Source organism: Bacillus sp. KICET-1, assembly GCF_027721405.1.
GTDB lineage: Bacteria > Bacillota > Bacilli > Bacillales > Bacillaceae > Bacillus > Bacillus velezensis.
On sequence record NZ_CP113515.1, the window covers coordinates 282,501 to 297,287 of the forward strand.

The 14,787-nt window shown below is 47.0% G+C and carries 13 protein-coding genes, 2 tRNA genes, 1 rRNA gene and 1 riboswitch (1 of these 17 cut by a window edge); of the genes, 7 read left to right on the forward strand and 9 right to left on the reverse strand.

What is annotated here, in order from left to right; all coding sequences use genetic code 11:
• The 6 genes from OVA33_RS01370 to OVA33_RS01395 form a co-directional block, all read right to left on the reverse strand.
• A 16S ribosomal RNA gene (locus OVA33_RS01370) occupies positions 1–1,001 on the reverse strand; it reaches 549 nt to the left of the window's first position.
• Positions 1,002–1,099: 98 nt separating this feature from the next.
• A tRNA-Gly gene (locus OVA33_RS01375) sits at positions 1,100–1,173 on the reverse strand.
• 8 nt (positions 1,174–1,181) lie between these two features.
• A tRNA-Arg gene (locus OVA33_RS01380) sits at positions 1,182–1,258 on the reverse strand.
• 302 nt (positions 1,259–1,560) lie between these two features.
• A complete protein-coding gene (locus tag OVA33_RS01385) occupies positions 1,561–2,979 on the reverse strand; it encodes a sugar porter family MFS transporter (protein WP_025650424.1) in 1,419 nt (472 codons plus the stop codon).
• Positions 2,980–3,434: 455 nt separating this feature from the next.
• Positions 3,435–4,585, reverse strand: a protein-coding gene (locus OVA33_RS01390) for an IS3 family transposase (protein WP_094246999.1) whose coding sequence is annotated in 2 segments (ribosomal slippage) — positions 3,435–4,312 and positions 4,312–4,585 — 1,152 coding nt in all. Because the reading frame shifts where the segments join, the coding sequence is not laid out codon by codon here.
• Positions 4,586–4,705: 120 nt separating this feature from the next.
• Complete coding sequence (locus OVA33_RS01395) at positions 4,706–5,707, reverse strand: NADPH:quinone oxidoreductase family protein (protein WP_025650290.1); 1,002 nt, start codon at positions 5,705–5,707, stop codon at positions 4,706–4,708.
• Between the two features lie 127 nt (positions 5,708–5,834).
• Here OVA33_RS01395 and OVA33_RS01400 point away from each other — a divergent pair, with 127 nt between their 5' ends.
• The 6 genes from OVA33_RS01400 (at position 5,835) to OVA33_RS01425 (ending at position 10,482) form a co-directional block, all read left to right on the forward strand.
• Positions 5,835–6,302, forward strand: coding sequence for an SRPBCC family protein (locus tag OVA33_RS01400; RefSeq protein ID WP_017419162.1), 468 nt, complete (start codon positions 5,835–5,837; stop codon positions 6,300–6,302).
• Positions 6,303–6,413: 111 nt separating this feature from the next.
• Positions 6,414–7,268 (forward strand): manganese catalase family protein, encoded by an 855-nt coding sequence (locus OVA33_RS01405; protein ID WP_014417059.1) that lies wholly within the window; start codon positions 6,414–6,416, stop codon positions 7,266–7,268.
• 237 nt (positions 7,269–7,505) lie between these two features.
• Complete coding sequence (locus OVA33_RS01410; RefSeq protein WP_017419163.1) at positions 7,506–9,068, forward strand: APC family permease; 1,563 nt, start codon at positions 7,506–7,508, stop codon at positions 9,066–9,068.
• A gap of 116 nt (positions 9,069–9,184) precedes the next feature.
• Positions 9,185–9,766 (forward strand): TetR/AcrR family transcriptional regulator, encoded by a 582-nt coding sequence (locus OVA33_RS01415; RefSeq protein WP_007409294.1) that lies wholly within the window; start codon positions 9,185–9,187, stop codon positions 9,764–9,766.
• A gap of 72 nt (positions 9,767–9,838) precedes the next feature.
• Positions 9,839–10,168 carry a DMT family transporter gene (locus OVA33_RS01420; protein WP_003156023.1) on the forward strand — a complete coding sequence of 110 codons (330 nt, stop codon included), beginning with the start codon at positions 9,839–9,841 and terminating at the stop codon, positions 10,166–10,168.
• Positions 10,168–10,482, forward strand: coding sequence for a DMT family transporter (locus OVA33_RS01425; RefSeq protein WP_003156024.1), 315 nt, complete (start codon positions 10,168–10,170; stop codon positions 10,480–10,482). Before OVA33_RS01420 ends, OVA33_RS01425 begins: the two co-directional genes overlap by 1 nt.
• A 59-nt stretch (positions 10,483–10,541) precedes the next feature.
• On the opposite strand, the gene OVA33_RS01430 is transcribed toward OVA33_RS01425, so the two are convergent.
• The 3 genes from OVA33_RS01430 to OVA33_RS01440 form a co-directional block, all read right to left on the reverse strand.
• The gene (locus tag OVA33_RS01430; RefSeq protein ID WP_012116961.1) at positions 10,542–11,756 is read right to left on the reverse strand and encodes a CynX/NimT family MFS transporter; all 1,215 of its coding nucleotides are present in this window, start codon (positions 11,754–11,756) and stop codon (positions 10,542–10,544) included.
• The gene (locus OVA33_RS01435) at positions 11,746–12,432 is read right to left on the reverse strand and encodes a FadR/GntR family transcriptional regulator (protein ID WP_014417058.1); all 687 of its coding nucleotides are present in this window, start codon (positions 12,430–12,432) and stop codon (positions 11,746–11,748) included. Before OVA33_RS01435 ends, OVA33_RS01430 begins: the two co-directional genes overlap by 11 nt.
• Positions 12,433–12,553: 121 nt before the next feature.
• Entirely contained in the window at positions 12,554–13,270 is a 717-nt protein-coding gene (locus tag OVA33_RS01440) for a GntR family transcriptional regulator (protein WP_014417057.1), read from the reverse strand.
• Positions 13,271–13,448: 178 nt separating this feature from the next.
• Positions 13,449–13,548, forward strand: a riboswitch (purine riboswitch).
• A 53-nt stretch (positions 13,549–13,601) separates the two neighbouring features.
• Between OVA33_RS01440 and OVA33_RS01445 the strand changes: the two genes are divergently transcribed.
• The gene (locus OVA33_RS01445) at positions 13,602–14,762 is read left to right on the forward strand and encodes an MFS transporter (RefSeq protein ID WP_007409299.1); all 1,161 of its coding nucleotides are present in this window, start codon (positions 13,602–13,604) and stop codon (positions 14,760–14,762) included.
• Positions 14,763–14,787: the final 25 nt, after the last annotated feature.

Consider the following 14,787-nt stretch of genomic DNA (forward strand, 5'->3'; position numbering starts at 1 on the left):
CAAGACCTGGTAAGGTTCTTCGCGTTGCTTCGAATTAAACCACATGCTCCACCGCTTGTGCGGGCCCCCGTCAATTCCTTTGAGTTTCAGTCTTGCGACCGTACTCCCCAGGCGGAGTGCTTAATGCGTTAGCTGCAGCACTAAGGGGCGGAAACCCCCTAACACTTAGCACTCATCGTTTACGGCGTGGACTACCAGGGTATCTAATCCTGTTCGCTCCCCACGCTTTCGCTCCTCAGCGTCAGTTACAGACCAGAGAGTCGCCTTCGCCACTGGTGTTCCTCCACATCTCTACGCATTTCACCGCTACACGTGGAATTCCACTCTCCTCTTCTGCACTCAAGTTCCCCAGTTTCCAATGACCCTCCCCGGTTGAGCCGGGGGCTTTCACATCAGACTTAAGAAACCGCCTGCGAGCCCTTTACGCCCAATAATTCCGGACAACGCTTGCCACCTACGTATTACCGCGGCTGCTGGCACGTAGTTAGCCGTGGCTTTCTGGTTAGGTACCGTCAAGGTGCCGCCCTATTTGAACGGCACTTGTTCTTCCCTAACAACAGAGCTTTACGATCCGAAAACCTTCATCACTCACGCGGCGTTGCTCCGTCAGACTTTCGTCCATTGCGGAAGATTCCCTACTGCTGCCTCCCGTAGGAGTCTGGGCCGTGTCTCAGTCCCAGTGTGGCCGATCACCCTCTCAGGTCGGCTACGCATCGTCGCCTTGGTGAGCCGTTACCTCACCAACTAGCTAATGCGCCGCGGGTCCATCTGTAAGTGATAGCCGAAGCCACCTTTTATGTCTGAACCATGCGGTTCAAACAACCATCCGGTATTAGCCCCGGTTTCCCGGAGTTATCCCAGTCTTACAGGCAGGTTACCCACGTGTTACTCACCCGTCCGCCGCTAACATCAGGGAGCAAGCTCCCATCTGTCCGCTCGACTTGCATGTATTAGGCACGCCGCCAGCGTTCGTCCTGAGCCAGGATCAAACTCTCCGATAAAGTAGTTTGACTGACTACGCACATTGCTGTGCGATTTATTTAAAACTTTGAATTAACAGGTACGTTTTGTCTTGTTTAGTTTTCAAAGATCATTATAATGGAGCGGGTGATGAGAATCGAACTCACGACATCAGCTTGGAAGGCTGAGGTTTTACCACTAAACTACACCCGCATTTGAATTGGCGCGCCCGAGAGGAGTCGAACCCCTAACCTTTTGATCCGTAGTCAAACGCTCTATCCAATTGAGCTACGGGCGCTTATCAGGCGACTTAACTATCATACTACCAATCAGTTATGATGTCAAGTGTTTTTTATTTCTTTACGAAGTCTTTTTTCTCGACCTCATTTATTATACACGCTTTTGAGAATTTGTAAAGTCTTTTTTTCAAAAGATCATTTTCTCATTTAGCGTTATCGCTTTGTTCATCAGCGACGTTTAATAATATACCACGCACTTTAAATTAGGTCAACACTTTTACGAAACTTTTTTCCCGCTTATTATTCCCTTCTATATAATAAGTAAAAAGCGGGATCCCCAGGAACCCCGCGTCTATTCAGATTACCCGCTCACCTCGGCTTCTGCGCTATTACGATCTGTTTTTTCATAGGCACGGAAGTTTTGTTCAAGCTGTTCGAGCGACAGACCTTTCGTTTCCGGAAGGAACCTTTTCACAAATATAACGGACGCTATCCCTAACAGGACAAAAATGAAGAAGGTTGCAGACAATCCGATGTTTGCGAGCAGGACCGGAAAAGTTAAACCAACAATGAAGTTCACGATCCAGAGGCAGAAGACAGTGACCCCCATACCAAGCCCCCGCAATCGCAGCGGGAATATCTCCGACAGCATCAGCCAGGTCACCGGAGAGACAGCCCCCTGCTGAAACGCAAGGAAAGTGACTGTTAATGAAAGAACTACATAAGGAAGAGCAGGCGATCCTTTCAGCACGACAGACAGAACTCCGATCAAAAGCAGCATCGCAGTCGTTCCGATGAGCCCCGTCATCAGCATCGGGCGGCGGCCGACTTTGCCGAGAAGCCATATTCCCACAAAAGTCGCGAGCACTGAAATCACACCGTTAGCGATATTGCCGATTAATGCGGCTTTTGTCTCGAAACCGGCATCTTTTAAAATTTGAGTTCCATAGTACATAATCGAATTCACGCCGGTGAGCTGCTGCACTACCGCAATTCCGATCCCGATAAACACAATGCGGCGCACCCACGGAACGGCAAGATCCTTAAAGGTCGCCTGCTCCATCTCAGCTTCCTTACGAAAGGCAGATTCAATCTCAGCGAGCTCAGCCTTCGCTTTCTCTTCATTCCTTATTCGCCGGAGAACGTGCAGAGCATCTTCTTTTCTTCCTTTAGAAACCAGCCAGCGCGGACTTTCAGGAACTTTCAGCATACCGAAAAACAAGAATACCGCCGGAAGGGCCGCGATAACGAGCATATAACGCCAAGCGTGAGAGGTATCACCAAGCACATTGCCGATGATAGCATTACACGTGAAGGCAAGCAGCTGGCCCGTTACAATCATCAATTCATTTTGGGTAACCATTCTCCCTCGGCTTTCCGCCGGCGACATTTCAGCCAAATATGCCGGAACGGTTACGGATGCTCCCCCGACGGCAAGCCCCAGCAGAAAACGGGAGATGATCATAACCGATACGTTAGGCGCCAGTGTACATCCAAGCGTCGCTGCAAAGAACAAAACGGCAAGGATAAGGATATTTTTACGTCTGCCGTTATAGTCCGACAATCTCCCTCCGAAAACTGCTCCGATCGCAGCCCCCAAGAGCAGGGAGCTCGCCACCATCCCTTCAGTCAAAGCCGTAAGATTAAGCTGGTCAGCTTCCGCCATAAACGGCAGCGCCCCATTAATTACACCTGTATCGTAGCCGAAAAGAAGTCCCCCGAATGTCGATACTAAAATGATGGTTCTTAAAAATGAATGCTGGCTGCTATTTTTATTCATCTTCAAATCCTCCTAGTTTTTACACAGAGATAATATCGGAATATTCAGTTATCAATATTTACACCTATAACGTCTGCATACAAGTTCTGACCGTCCAAAACAGTTATATAAGAAGAAAATGATCTGAAAGCGTTATCATTTATAGTGATTATTCGCTCTCCCCTCTCGTCAAATTGTTATTTTATAGTTACTTTGTAGTGAAGTTATAATGATATTATTGGTACTTATGTTATTATCATAATTTTAAAAGCGCTTTCAGTCAATGAATATTTCAGAAAATTTTATAACTTACCTTTATATTACCTATATATAATCAATTTATGTTTTACATCAACTTATTTTCATAACATGATCAATGAATTACCCCTATCATAACCAACAATTGATTATATAATGAAAACCCCCCAACTGCTAGGGACTGCCCCCCGTTTTTGAGACAGGGGTCAAAACACCTTTTAAACAGCCAATTGCCGATAGTTTATCGGTGATTGGTTGTTTAGTTTGGTTTGAATACGAATATTGTTATAATAATGAATGTATTCTATGACAGTGCGTTCTACGATGGCAGTCGTAGTTCGATCAATGCTGTTAAGATAGAACGTTTCAGACTTTAGCGAGGAATGAAACGATTCGATGGAGGCATTATCAGCGGGCGTCCCTTTGCGGGACATGCTCATGGTAATGCCTTTTGTTTTAACAGCTTTTTGATACTCGTAAGATGTATACACAGAACCTTGGTCACTATGTAACACGCAGTTCTCAGGCAGCATTGGTAGCTGATCAAGTGTGTCTAAGACAAAGGCTGTGTCCTGCTTATCCCCAATAGTAAAAGCAATCACTTCTCCATTGTATAAATCTAATATACTGGAAAGGTACAATTGTTTCTGTCCATAAGGCAAATATGTGATGTCCGTTACTAGTTTTTCAAGAGGACGATCAGACTGAAAGTTCCGATCCAATATATTATCGACCACGGCATATGGCTGCCCATCCTTCTTGCGCTTTTTCACCTTAACCCGACACTGCCATTGATTTTTCTGCATAATACGTTGAACCGTTTTATGGTTAATACACATTCTCTTTTTTAGTATGGCTGTGATTTTTCGATATCCATATCGATACTTGTGCTCTCGGCACAACGTGCCGATTTGTTTTTCCAAATGGCGCTTGGGATGATCCTTCATCAGATTCTTCTTCCAACGATAATAAGACGCTCGAGAGATACCTAAATGAATACAGATATCCTGTACGGTCATTGTGCTGTGCAATATTTCTACAAGTTCGACTGACGTTTCGCTATCAACTTCCTTTCCAATTCGTTGTACTTTTTTAAAACTTCATTCTGTTGTCTCAGGTAACGAATCTCTGCCTGCAGTTTCTCTAAATCGGAAGAATACTCCGGACCTTTTCCGTAAGTGTATTGCTTTCCAACAGGCTGTTCGAATCGATGTGTATCACCAGCCTTATACCATCTAACCCATGTCTGAACCTGTGTCTTATTCTTAATATTCAACTCCTGCAGGATCTCTTTCATAGGTACGCCTGCCAATCTCATTTCTACAGCCTTCTGTTTCACTTCAACCGGATAACTCACTCTTGTCCCCATAGAAAAAACACCTCCAAGTCTAATTTCGGCTAACAATCATCCGTATTCAAACTTGAAGGTGTTTTTATTTGTCTCATCTTATGGGGTCAGTCCCGTCCCGCTAGTTGGGGGGTTTTTGTTTTATTCTTCGTTTATTGTAACAATCGTTCTCCCTCTCGCTTCTCCTTTTAAAAGGGCAGGAAGCGTATCCGGCAGCTCTTCAAGTGTAATTTCCTTTTGAATAAAGGCCTCCAGATCTGCAGGCTTGAAGTCATCAGCTAAACGCTGCCATGTTTTCTTTCTTGTCTCCATCGGACAGAATACGGAATCGATTCCCAAGAGACTGACGCCGCGCAATATAAACGGGAAGACTGTAGCAGGGAGTTTCGTTCCCGCTGTCAGTCCGCTCACAGCAACTGATCCGCCGTACTGAATCTGGCTGAGAACTGAAGCAAGCGGCTCACCTCCGACCGGATCGACAGCCGCTGCCCATTTTTGTTTTTGCATCGGTTTTAACGTGCCGTTATACACTTCATCACGGTGAATGACCGTCTTCGCTCCGAGGCTCTTCAAATAGCCGCTTTCTTCTTCTTTTCCCGTACTGGCCTCGACCTCGTAACCTAAGGTTGAAAGAATGGAGACGGCAAAGCTTCCGACGCCGCCTGTCGCTCCCGTCACCAGCACCTTCCCTTTTTCAGGAGCGGCATGGTTTTCTTCAAGACGCTGGACGGACAATGCGGCAGTGAAGCCGGCGGTTCCGATCGTCATGGCTTCTTTAAGTGTCAGACCTTCAGGCAGCGGCACGATCCAATCTGCCGGAATGCGGGCCATCCCGCTATAACCGCCAAAGCGGGAAACACCTATGCCGTAGCTTGTCGCAATGACTTTGTCCCCCTCTTTGAAACGGGCGTCATCTGAGGAAACGACGATTCCCGCTAAATCAATTCCCGGCACGAAAGGATACGACGTTACGATCTTGCCGTCAGGAATGGCAGCCAAGCTGTCTTTATAATTCACCCCTGAGTAGCAAACCTTAATCAGCACTTCACCCTCGGGAAGGTCCTGAACCGCTAGCTCCCGTACGCTGACTGAAAACCGGTCTTCACGTTGATCGACTACTAACGCTTTAAATTGATCTGTCATCACTACGTCTCCTTAAAATGAATTGAATGGCTTTGGAAAAGCATAGAATAAGTTTGATTTGATTTCAAATGTCCTGCCCCGTGTAGTATGATCAAAAGTAAAAACAGCGAAAGAGTGGTTACGCATCATGTCTGATAAACAAAACAAAGATAACAAAAACAACAACAGCGGCAATCAGCCATTACCCGACATTATTCATACCGCCGTTTTCAAGGCGCCGATACAAGTTGTCTGGGATACGGTCTCCACTGCGGACGGCCTGTCTCTCTGGTTTATGCCGAATGATTTCACACCTCAAGAAGACAGTGAGTTTCAGCTGGAATCTCCGTTCGGTCCGTCTCCGTGCAAGCTGCTGGATATTGAAGCGCCGTACCGCCTGTCTTTTTCGTGGGATACGGAAGGCTGGATCGTTTCTTTTGTCTTAAAGGAAACGGAAAGCGGAGATACGGAATTCACTCTCATTCACGGCGGATGGAAAGAGCCGGAAGCCGTCATCAATAAAGTCAATCGGAAAAGCTCCGAGATTCACAGTACGATGGATCAAGGATGGAACGGGCTTGTCAACACGAAACTTCGCGGGGCGGTTGAGGCTTAACACAAAAGGACGGACACGCTTTCCGTCCTTTTTTTGATGCCGATACATAAAAACTGACTTTGCAAAGACACTAACAGAAGAACCGAAAACTTCTTTCAGGGGGCGCTGTTTATGTATTATTACAAAGAAGAGCTGATCAATATCATTAAACCGGACAAGCCGGACCCGGCCGCGGCCAAGGTGCTTCAGGAAATTTTAGGCGGGCACTACGGAGAAATGCGGACGATGATGCAATACTTTTTCCAAAGCTCTAATTTCAGAGGAAAAGAAAAACAGTTCCGTGACCTGCTTCGCGGTGTATTTTTAGAAGAGATCGCACACGTTGAACTCGTCCAAAGTACGATCAATGCACTGCTAGATGAAAGCGGCGCTGAGGGCGCCGGAAATCAGGCAGCAGATCAGGCGCCGCTTGATGAAGCGGTGAAACACGCCAATCCGCACCATTTTATCATCGGGGCGCAAAGTTCTCTTCCTGTAGACGCCGGCGGCAATCCATGGAACGGGTCTTGGGTATACAACCACGGGAATCTGATTTCCGATTTATTGGACAATGTCGTGCTGGAATCAACCGGCGTGCTGCAAAAGACACGCATTTATGAAATGAGTTCAAATCAGACGTTCAGAGAAACACTCGGATTTCTGATCGTCCGTGACAACGCCCATCAAAATGCATTTACAAAAGCGTTGGAAACACTGGGTGTCGAATGGGGCAAATTATTTCCCGTGCCGAATTATGATATTGAAAAATACCCGGAATGCCGGAAATTCGTTGAGATGGGTTATCATAATACCCAATTTAATTTCAGACTGGATCCGACACGGATCGGAGAAATTCTGCAGGGAACGACGCCGAGCCGAAACGGCGGCGAATTAAGTGTGTCCGAGCCTCCTAAAGGTTTCCCCGTGCCGGAACTTCCCGAGCTTCCGAATGAGCACAGCCCCGGACTGAAAGATATGAACTTGTAACAAAAAACGCCTGTTTCGGGCGTTTTTTGTTTTTCTGAATATGAGGTTTGAATGTGTTTAAAACGGGGAATATAAGCCGGGAGATCTTGCCATACGGCCGTTATTATAATGTGAGCACATTGCTGTACATACTTCGTTTCGAAAGTTGTCCTAATTTTCCAGCCGGCCGGCTGGGTATGTTTGAATGATAATGGGAATTATGTAAAGAGAACAATGTCTTTTCTAAGGAGGCAGCGAATGTCTAAGCAAGGAAACTTCCAGAAAACTATGTCACTTTTTGATCTTATTTTAATCGGCATGGGAGCCATATTCGGTTCGGCATGGCTGTTTGCCGTCAGTAACGTCGCCTCTAAAGCGGGCCCATCAGGCATTTTTTCCTGGCTGATCGGCGGGGGAATCATCTTATTGATCGGCTTGGTTTATGCGGAACTGGGCGCCGCGCTGCCGCGGACCGGGGGAATTATCCGGTACCCCGTATATTCACACGGACACCTGGTCGGATATTTAATTTCCTTTGTCACCATTGTGGCATACACGAGTCTTATTTCTATAGAAGTCACGGCAGTCCGCCAATACGTGGCGTATTGGTTTCCCGGTTTGACCGTAAAAGGCTCCGATTCTCCGACGATTGCCGGGTGGATATTGCAATTTGCGCTGCTCTGCCTGTTCTTCCTCCTCAATTACTGGAGTGTCAAAACCTTTGCGAAAGCAAACTTCATTATTTCGATTTTTAAATATGTCGTACCGATTACGGTAATTGTGGTACTGATTTTTCATTTTCACCCGGGCAATATGACCGTTCACGGATTCGCGCCTTTTGGTTTTACCGGAATTCAGGCCGCGATTTCCACAGGCGGCGTCATGTTTGCATACCTTGGGCTGCATCCGATTGTGGCTGTCGCGAGTGAAGTGCAGAATCCGAAGCGGAACATTCCGATCGCATTGATTGTCTGTATTATCGTTTCTACTATTATTTACACCGTGCTGCAGCTCACTTTTATCGGGGCGATCCCGGCGGATACCCTGAAGCACGGATGGCCGGCTATCGGGACTGAATTCTCCCTTCCGTTCAAAGATATCGCTGTTTTGCTCGGTTTGGGGTGGCTGGCGACATTGGTCATTTTAGATGCGATTTTATCACCGGGCGGTAACGGAAATATCTTTATGAATACGACTTCACGTCTCGTCTATGCCTGGGCCAGAAACGGAACATTATTCAGCATTTTTTCTAAAGTCAATAAAGAAACCGGGACACCGCGTGCCTCCCTTTGGCTTTCGTTCGGTCTGGCTGTTTTTTGGACGCTTCCGTTCCCTTCTTGGAACGCTCTTGTCAACGTATGCTCCGTCGCATTGATTCTGTCTTATGCGATTGCGCCGATTTCTTCTGCGGCGCTGAGAGTCAACGCGAAGAATATTAACAGACCGTTTTATTTAAAAGGGATGAGCATCATCGGACCGCTGTCGTTTATTTTTACCTCTTATATTGTATATTGGTCCGGATGGCGCACCGTATCCTGGCTTCTCGGTTCTCAAATTGTCATGTTTCTGATCTATCTCTGTTTCAGTAAATATGCTCCCAAAGATGATGTCAGCATACGGCAGCAGCTGAAATCAGCATGGTGGATCGTCGGCTTTTATGTCATGATGCTGATTTTCTCCTATCTCGGCTCGTTCGGCCACGGATTGGGCATTATCAGCAATCCGCTTGACCTGATTCTGATCGCCATCGGCTCGCTCGGTATTTATTACTGGGCAAAATATACGGGTCTGCCGAAGGCTATGATCGACAGTGATAAATGACGAATGCCGGAAAGAAGTATGGTCTTCTTTCCGGTATTTTTATTTTAAAGGATGACAAAAAAGCGAACATGCGATAAAATGAATGACAGTCATTCATAAAAGGAGGAACCCCTCTATTGGCAAAACAAAGCTCGGGAAAATACGAAAAGATCCTGCAAGCCGCGATTGAAGTCATTTCTGAAAAAGGATTAGACAAAGCATCCATTTCAGAAATCGTCAAAAAAGCCGGCACGGCCCAAGGTACGTTTTACTTATATTTTTCTTCTAAAAACGCACTGATATCCGCGATTGCAGAAAACCTGCTCGACACTACGCTGGACAGAATAAAAGGGAAAACGGACGGTTCTGAAGATTTTTGGACGTTGCTGGACATTTTGGTAGATGAGACATTTCACATCACCCGGCTTCATAAAGATATTATCGTTCTCTGTTATTCCGGTCTTGCCATCGATCATTCAATGGAGAAATGGGAAGCCATTTATCAGCCTTATTATTCCTGGCTGGAAGGCGTGATCAATACGGCCATTGAACAGGGTGAGGTCCACAGCGGCATTCATGTCAGATGGACGGCCAGAACGATTATCAACGTTGTCGAGAACGCGGCTGAACGGTTTTATATCGGCTGTGAACAGGATGTCGATCTCGAAGTATATAAAAAAGAAATATTCAGCTTTCTCAAAAGAAGCTTGCAGAAATGATTGGCAGAGACCGATCATTTTTGACCGCCGTAAAAATGACTGACATTCATTCATAACTGAGGTGACTGTATCATGTATTGGCTGCTTGTATTGATAGCCGGACTGTTAGAAGTCGTTTGGGCGTCCGCCCTGAAGCATGCGGACTCGCTCTTTGATTGGATTGGTATTTTCCTTCTGATTGCCGTCAGCTTTCTGATGCTGATCCGCTCTTATAAAAAAATTCCGATGGCTGCCGCATACACCGTTTTTGTCGGAATAGGCACCGTCGGCACATATGTAACGGGCGTCATTTTAGGCGAATCGTTTTCAATCGGGCAAATATTCTTTTTGGCTTTGCTGTTGTCCGGCATTTTAGGAATGAAGGTATTTACGAAAGAAACTGAAACAAGGGGTGAACATTAATGGCATGGCTGCTGTTATTTATTGCCGGAGCGGAGGAAGTTGTAGCGGCCGTTGCCATGAAACATATTGACGGTTTTAAAAAAAAGTGGCCGCTGATTGTCATGGTAACAGGCTTTATGCTTTCATTCTTTTGCCTTTCCGGAGCGATGCAGGTTCTTCCCACAGGTGTCGCGTATGCGGCTTGGACCGGCATGGGAAGCATCGGCGTTTCGGCCGTGGGCATACTTTGGTTTAAAGAAAAATTCAATCTGTCACAATTGGTGTCTCTGGGGCTTATCCTCATCGGTGTCATCGGCTTAAAACTGACAGCGTGACGGCCTGAGACAGCTTTTTAAATAAAAAACAAAGGACCCTAAGCGGGCCCTTTGTTTTTTTATGCTGTTTTGATCTGTTCCGCTTTTCCCGCTCCGACTCCGAAAATGAAGATCAGAACGGAGACTGCGATCAGCATGAATAACGGAACCGTCCAGCCGTGCGTGATGTCATGCAGCAAACCGAATACGAGCGGCCCGAACGCGGCAAGCAGGTATCCGAATGACTGTGCCATGCCGGAAAGCGCCGCGGCTTCATGAACGTGCCGGGTCCGCAGGCTGAAGAACATCATCGCCAGACTGAACGCACAGCCTCCCGCAATTCCGATCAAAATGACCCATAGCGGAGTGAGAGCCGGGCTTCCGAAAAGAACGCCGGCAATGCCGATAAGGAAAAATAAAGCCGTCAGTCCGGCGAGTGCGCGCTGATTTTTCATTTTAGCGGCAGCGATCGGCACGATAAAAGTAATCGGCAGGACTGAGAATTGCATTAATGAAAGCATCCATCCCGCCTTACTTGAGCTGAGTCCATTCTGCTGAAGAATTTCCGGCAGCCAAGCGATGACGGTGTAAAAAATAAGGGATTGCAGCCCCATGAACATCGTCACCTTCCAAGCCAGCGGAGACCGCAGCAGACTGCTTTTCTTCTCTCCGTTTGTCCCAGTCGTGCGGACGGGCAGTTCGCGTCCTCGCATTTGCGGAATCCACATGACAAACGCAATGAAAGAAAGGATAGCCCAGCAGCCGAGCGCGCCTTTCCAGCCTAACCCCGCTGAAGAGGCGATCGGCACGCTGATGCCGGATGCAATCGCGCCGCACAGATTCATAGAAACCGAGTAGACGCCGGTCATGATGCCTAAATTTCCGGGAAACTTATGTTTAATGAGACTCGGCAGCAGGACGTTGCATACGGCGATCGACAATCCCAACAGGATCGTTCCGAAAAAGAGAGTGCCGATTCCGGCGATGGAGCGCAGCAGAGTTCCGGCTGTCAGGACAATTAATGATGACAGTAAGACAATCTCGGTCCCGAAGCGCCGGGACAATAAAGGTACAAACGGTGACAGACATGCAAAGGCCAAAAGCGGCACTGTCGTAATGGTGCCGGCAGCCGCATTGGTCATGCCGAGGCTGTCCCGAATTGAGGAAACGAGCGGTCCGACCGATGTCAGAGGCGCTCTGAGGTTGGCCCCTATCAATATGACTCCGATGACCAGCAATATCAGTTTTTTACGCTGACTTGCTTGCAGAATTTGATGTTCGTCTTTAATTTTCATGTTCATCCTCCATGTGTATTGTATCTTTAAATACTCTGATGTATTGGTTGACGGCCTCCATGGCCTGATCCGGTTTCTGTCCGATAATCGCGGCGGCAAGCTGGGTGTGGATCCGGATAGCAGGGGTGATTTCCAACAGGTTATGGACTGACGCACAAAGCGCCTCCGTCATATGCTCGTATAGATCAGAAAGCATGTTGTTATGGGCCGCCTGTACAATGGTTTTGTGCAGCTTAATGTCGGCTTCGGCATACCGTTTTCGATCTTCATTTTGCAAGGCCGCTTCACATTCATCCAAGCATGCCTTCAGTGCTTTCAGGTCTTCGTCATTACGCCTTTCCGCCGCCAATCGTGCAGCTTCTCTTTCGAGTGCGTACCTGACTTCTAATGTTTCAAGCAAATTTGATTTTTTAATATGGCGGTAAAATGCCGCGCCGAGAACACTGGATGAGCTGACATACGTACCGCTCCCCTGCCTTGTCTGAAGCAGGCCGGCATGTACGAGCGCTCGAATGGCCTCACGCAATGTGTTTCGGCTCACATCAAATTGCTTCATTAAATCCAGCTCAGGGGGAATGCGCGTCCCGACCGGCCATTTATCCGATTGAATTAACGATTCAATTTGCGCCACCACTTGTTCTACGAGCGACAGTCTGCTTGTTTTGGATATCTCCATCAAAACACCTCTGAAATTTGTAGGATGATTCTATCATTGGGTAATATAACATAAAAGAAGCGAAGATGTAAATCAGCGGCAACAAAAAAAAGAGTGAGTTTTTCTCTCACTCTTCGGCGCTTTATGAACGTTTTATATTGACTGAGGTCACGACAAACTTGTCATGACGGTGGCGGGAAAATGAATATTCAAAGGGAGTGCCGTTGTCCAAAAAGCCTACATGCTCGACTTCAAGTATCGGGTCATCCGGCCGGCAGCCGAGATATTGCTGATCCATATCATCCGACTTGCACGCTCTGATTTTTCTGTGTGAGCCTGCGATTTTGAGCTGGAGTTCCCGCGTAATATGATCGTAGATGGAATGGTTGAGCACCTCGTCATTAATGCCGGGTATAAGGCTCGCCGGCATGTACGTTTTTTCAAGAACGTACGGTTCGCCTTCAACGATTCTGAGCCTCACTACATAATAGACGGGAGTCTTTTCATCGATGGCCAAATGTGCGGCGACATCTTGAGACGGAAACTGCACTTCAAACCGGATGACCTTGCTCTTGATATCTTTGCCTTTTAACAAATTGCTCAAGCCGAGAATTTCGTTGCTGACTACGTGAACGTGTTCATCCTGCATGGCTGATTGAATGATAAACGTGCCATGCCCTCTTTTTCTGAAAAGCATCCCTTCAGCCGCAAGTGTATCAAGCGCCCGCTTCATCGTCATCCGGCTGCACCCGAACTCCGCAGCGAGCGTCTTTTCATCCGGGATCGGCTGATCTATATCATATACACTGCTTTTAATCCTCTTTCTCATTTCGTTGGCGATTTTTTCGTACTTATTCATCGGTTTCCTCCGGCTGTATAATGTTTGATCTGTATAGACTCCTTACGGTTATCATAAATTTTTTTCCCTGCTTCATCAATGACGTTACAGCCGCCGATATTGAAATTTGAAAGGATTTCCTCGAATTTTCTATGGAATCTCCCTCACCATTATGGTAGAATTTTTTGCAGAAACGGACACAACCGAATATTGCATACATTGTATAACCTCAATGATATGGTTTGAGGGTGTCTACCAGGAACCGTAAAATCCTGATTACAAAAATTGTCCCGTACACTTTTTGTAATCAGGATTTTTTATTTTCTAAAAAATAAAAAAGGAGTATCTGTACATGAATTTCAAAGTATTTCTGCTTGCAGCATCTACCATCGCAGTCGGATTGGTTGAATTAATTGTGGGCGGTATTCTTCCGCAAATCGCTTCCGACTTAGATATATCCATCGTCAGCGCGGGGCAGCTGATCAGCGTGTTTGCGCTCGGTTACGCGGTATCCGGCCCGCTGCTTTTGGCAGTGACGGCAAAGGCTGAACGAAAGCGGCTTTATTTAATCGCACTGTTTATTTTCTTCCTAAGTAATCTGGTCGCTTATTTCAGTCCCAATTTCGCCGTACTTATGGTGTCACGGGTGCTCGCTTCCATGAGCACAGGGCTGATTGTCGTCCTTTCTTTAACGATTGCTCCTAAAATCGTGGCACCTGAATACAGAGCGCGGGCGATCGGCATCATTTTCATGGGGTTCAGCTCCGCAATCGCTTTAGGCGTGCCTGTCGGTATTATCATCAGCAATGCCTTCGGATGGCGCGTTCTGTTCTTGGGAATCGGCGTATTATCTCTCGTTTCCATGCTGATTATCAGCGTCTTTTTCGAAAAAATACCTGCTGAAAAAATGATTCCGTTTCGTGAGCAGATCAAGACGATCGGGACCGCCAAAATTGCCAGCGCACATCTTGTCACCTTGTTTACATTGGCGGGGCATTACACACTCTATGCCTACTTTGCGCCTTTTTTGGAAAGAACGCTTCATTTGAGTTCCGTTTGGGTCAGTGTATGCTACTTTTTGTTCGGTCTGTCAGCGGTATGCGGCGGCCCGTTCGGAGGCTGGCTGTATGACCGCTTAGGGGCATTTAAAAGCATCATGCTTGTGACCGTTTCTTTCGCTCTGATCCTGTTTATTCTTCCGCTGACAACGGTTTCTTTAATCATTTTCCTGCCTGCGATGGTGATCTGGGGATTGCTCAGCTGGAGCCTTGCGCCGGCGCAGCAAAGCTATTTAATCAAAATTGCGCCTGAGTCTTCCGATATTCAGCAAAGCTTCAACACGTCCGCTTTGCAGATCGGCATCGCGCTCGGGTCAGCCATCGGCGGCGGCGTGATCGGACAAACCGGTTCAGTCACAGCAACAGCCTGGTGCGGAGGTTTGATTGTCATTATCGCTGTCGCGTTAGCTGTATTCTCTTTAACGAGACCCGCTTTGAAAAGAAAATCCGCATAAATGTGAGACCGCAAAAAAGCCAAAG

Coding starts and splice junctions, on each gene's coding strand:
- OVA33_RS01385 (WP_025650424.1), bottom strand. CDS start 2,979: ATGAATAAAAATAGCAGCCAGCATTCATTTTTAAGAACCATCATTTTA.
- OVA33_RS01395 (WP_025650290.1), bottom strand. CDS start 5,707: ATGACAGATCAATTTAAAGCGTTAGTAGTCGATCAACGTGAAGACCGG.
- OVA33_RS01400 (WP_017419162.1), top strand. CDS start 5,835: ATGTCTGATAAACAAAACAAAGATAACAAAAACAACAACAGCGGCAAT.
- OVA33_RS01405 (WP_014417059.1), top strand. CDS start 6,414: ATGTATTATTACAAAGAAGAGCTGATCAATATCATTAAACCGGACAAG.
- OVA33_RS01410 (WP_017419163.1), top strand. CDS start 7,506: ATGTCTAAGCAAGGAAACTTCCAGAAAACTATGTCACTTTTTGATCTT.
- OVA33_RS01420 (WP_003156023.1), top strand. CDS start 9,839: ATGTATTGGCTGCTTGTATTGATAGCCGGACTGTTAGAAGTCGTTTGG.
- OVA33_RS01425 (WP_003156024.1), top strand. CDS start 10,168: ATGGCATGGCTGCTGTTATTTATTGCCGGAGCGGAGGAAGTTGTAGCG.
- OVA33_RS01430 (WP_012116961.1), bottom strand. CDS start 11,756: ATGAAAATTAAAGACGAACATCAAATTCTGCAAGCAAGTCAGCGTAAA.
- OVA33_RS01435 (WP_014417058.1), bottom strand. CDS start 12,432: ATGGAGATATCCAAAACAAGCAGACTGTCGCTCGTAGAACAAGTGGTG.
- OVA33_RS01440 (WP_014417057.1), bottom strand. CDS start 13,270: ATGAATAAGTACGAAAAAATCGCCAACGAAATGAGAAAGAGGATTAAA.
- OVA33_RS01445 (WP_007409299.1), top strand. CDS start 13,602: ATGAATTTCAAAGTATTTCTGCTTGCAGCATCTACCATCGCAGTCGGA.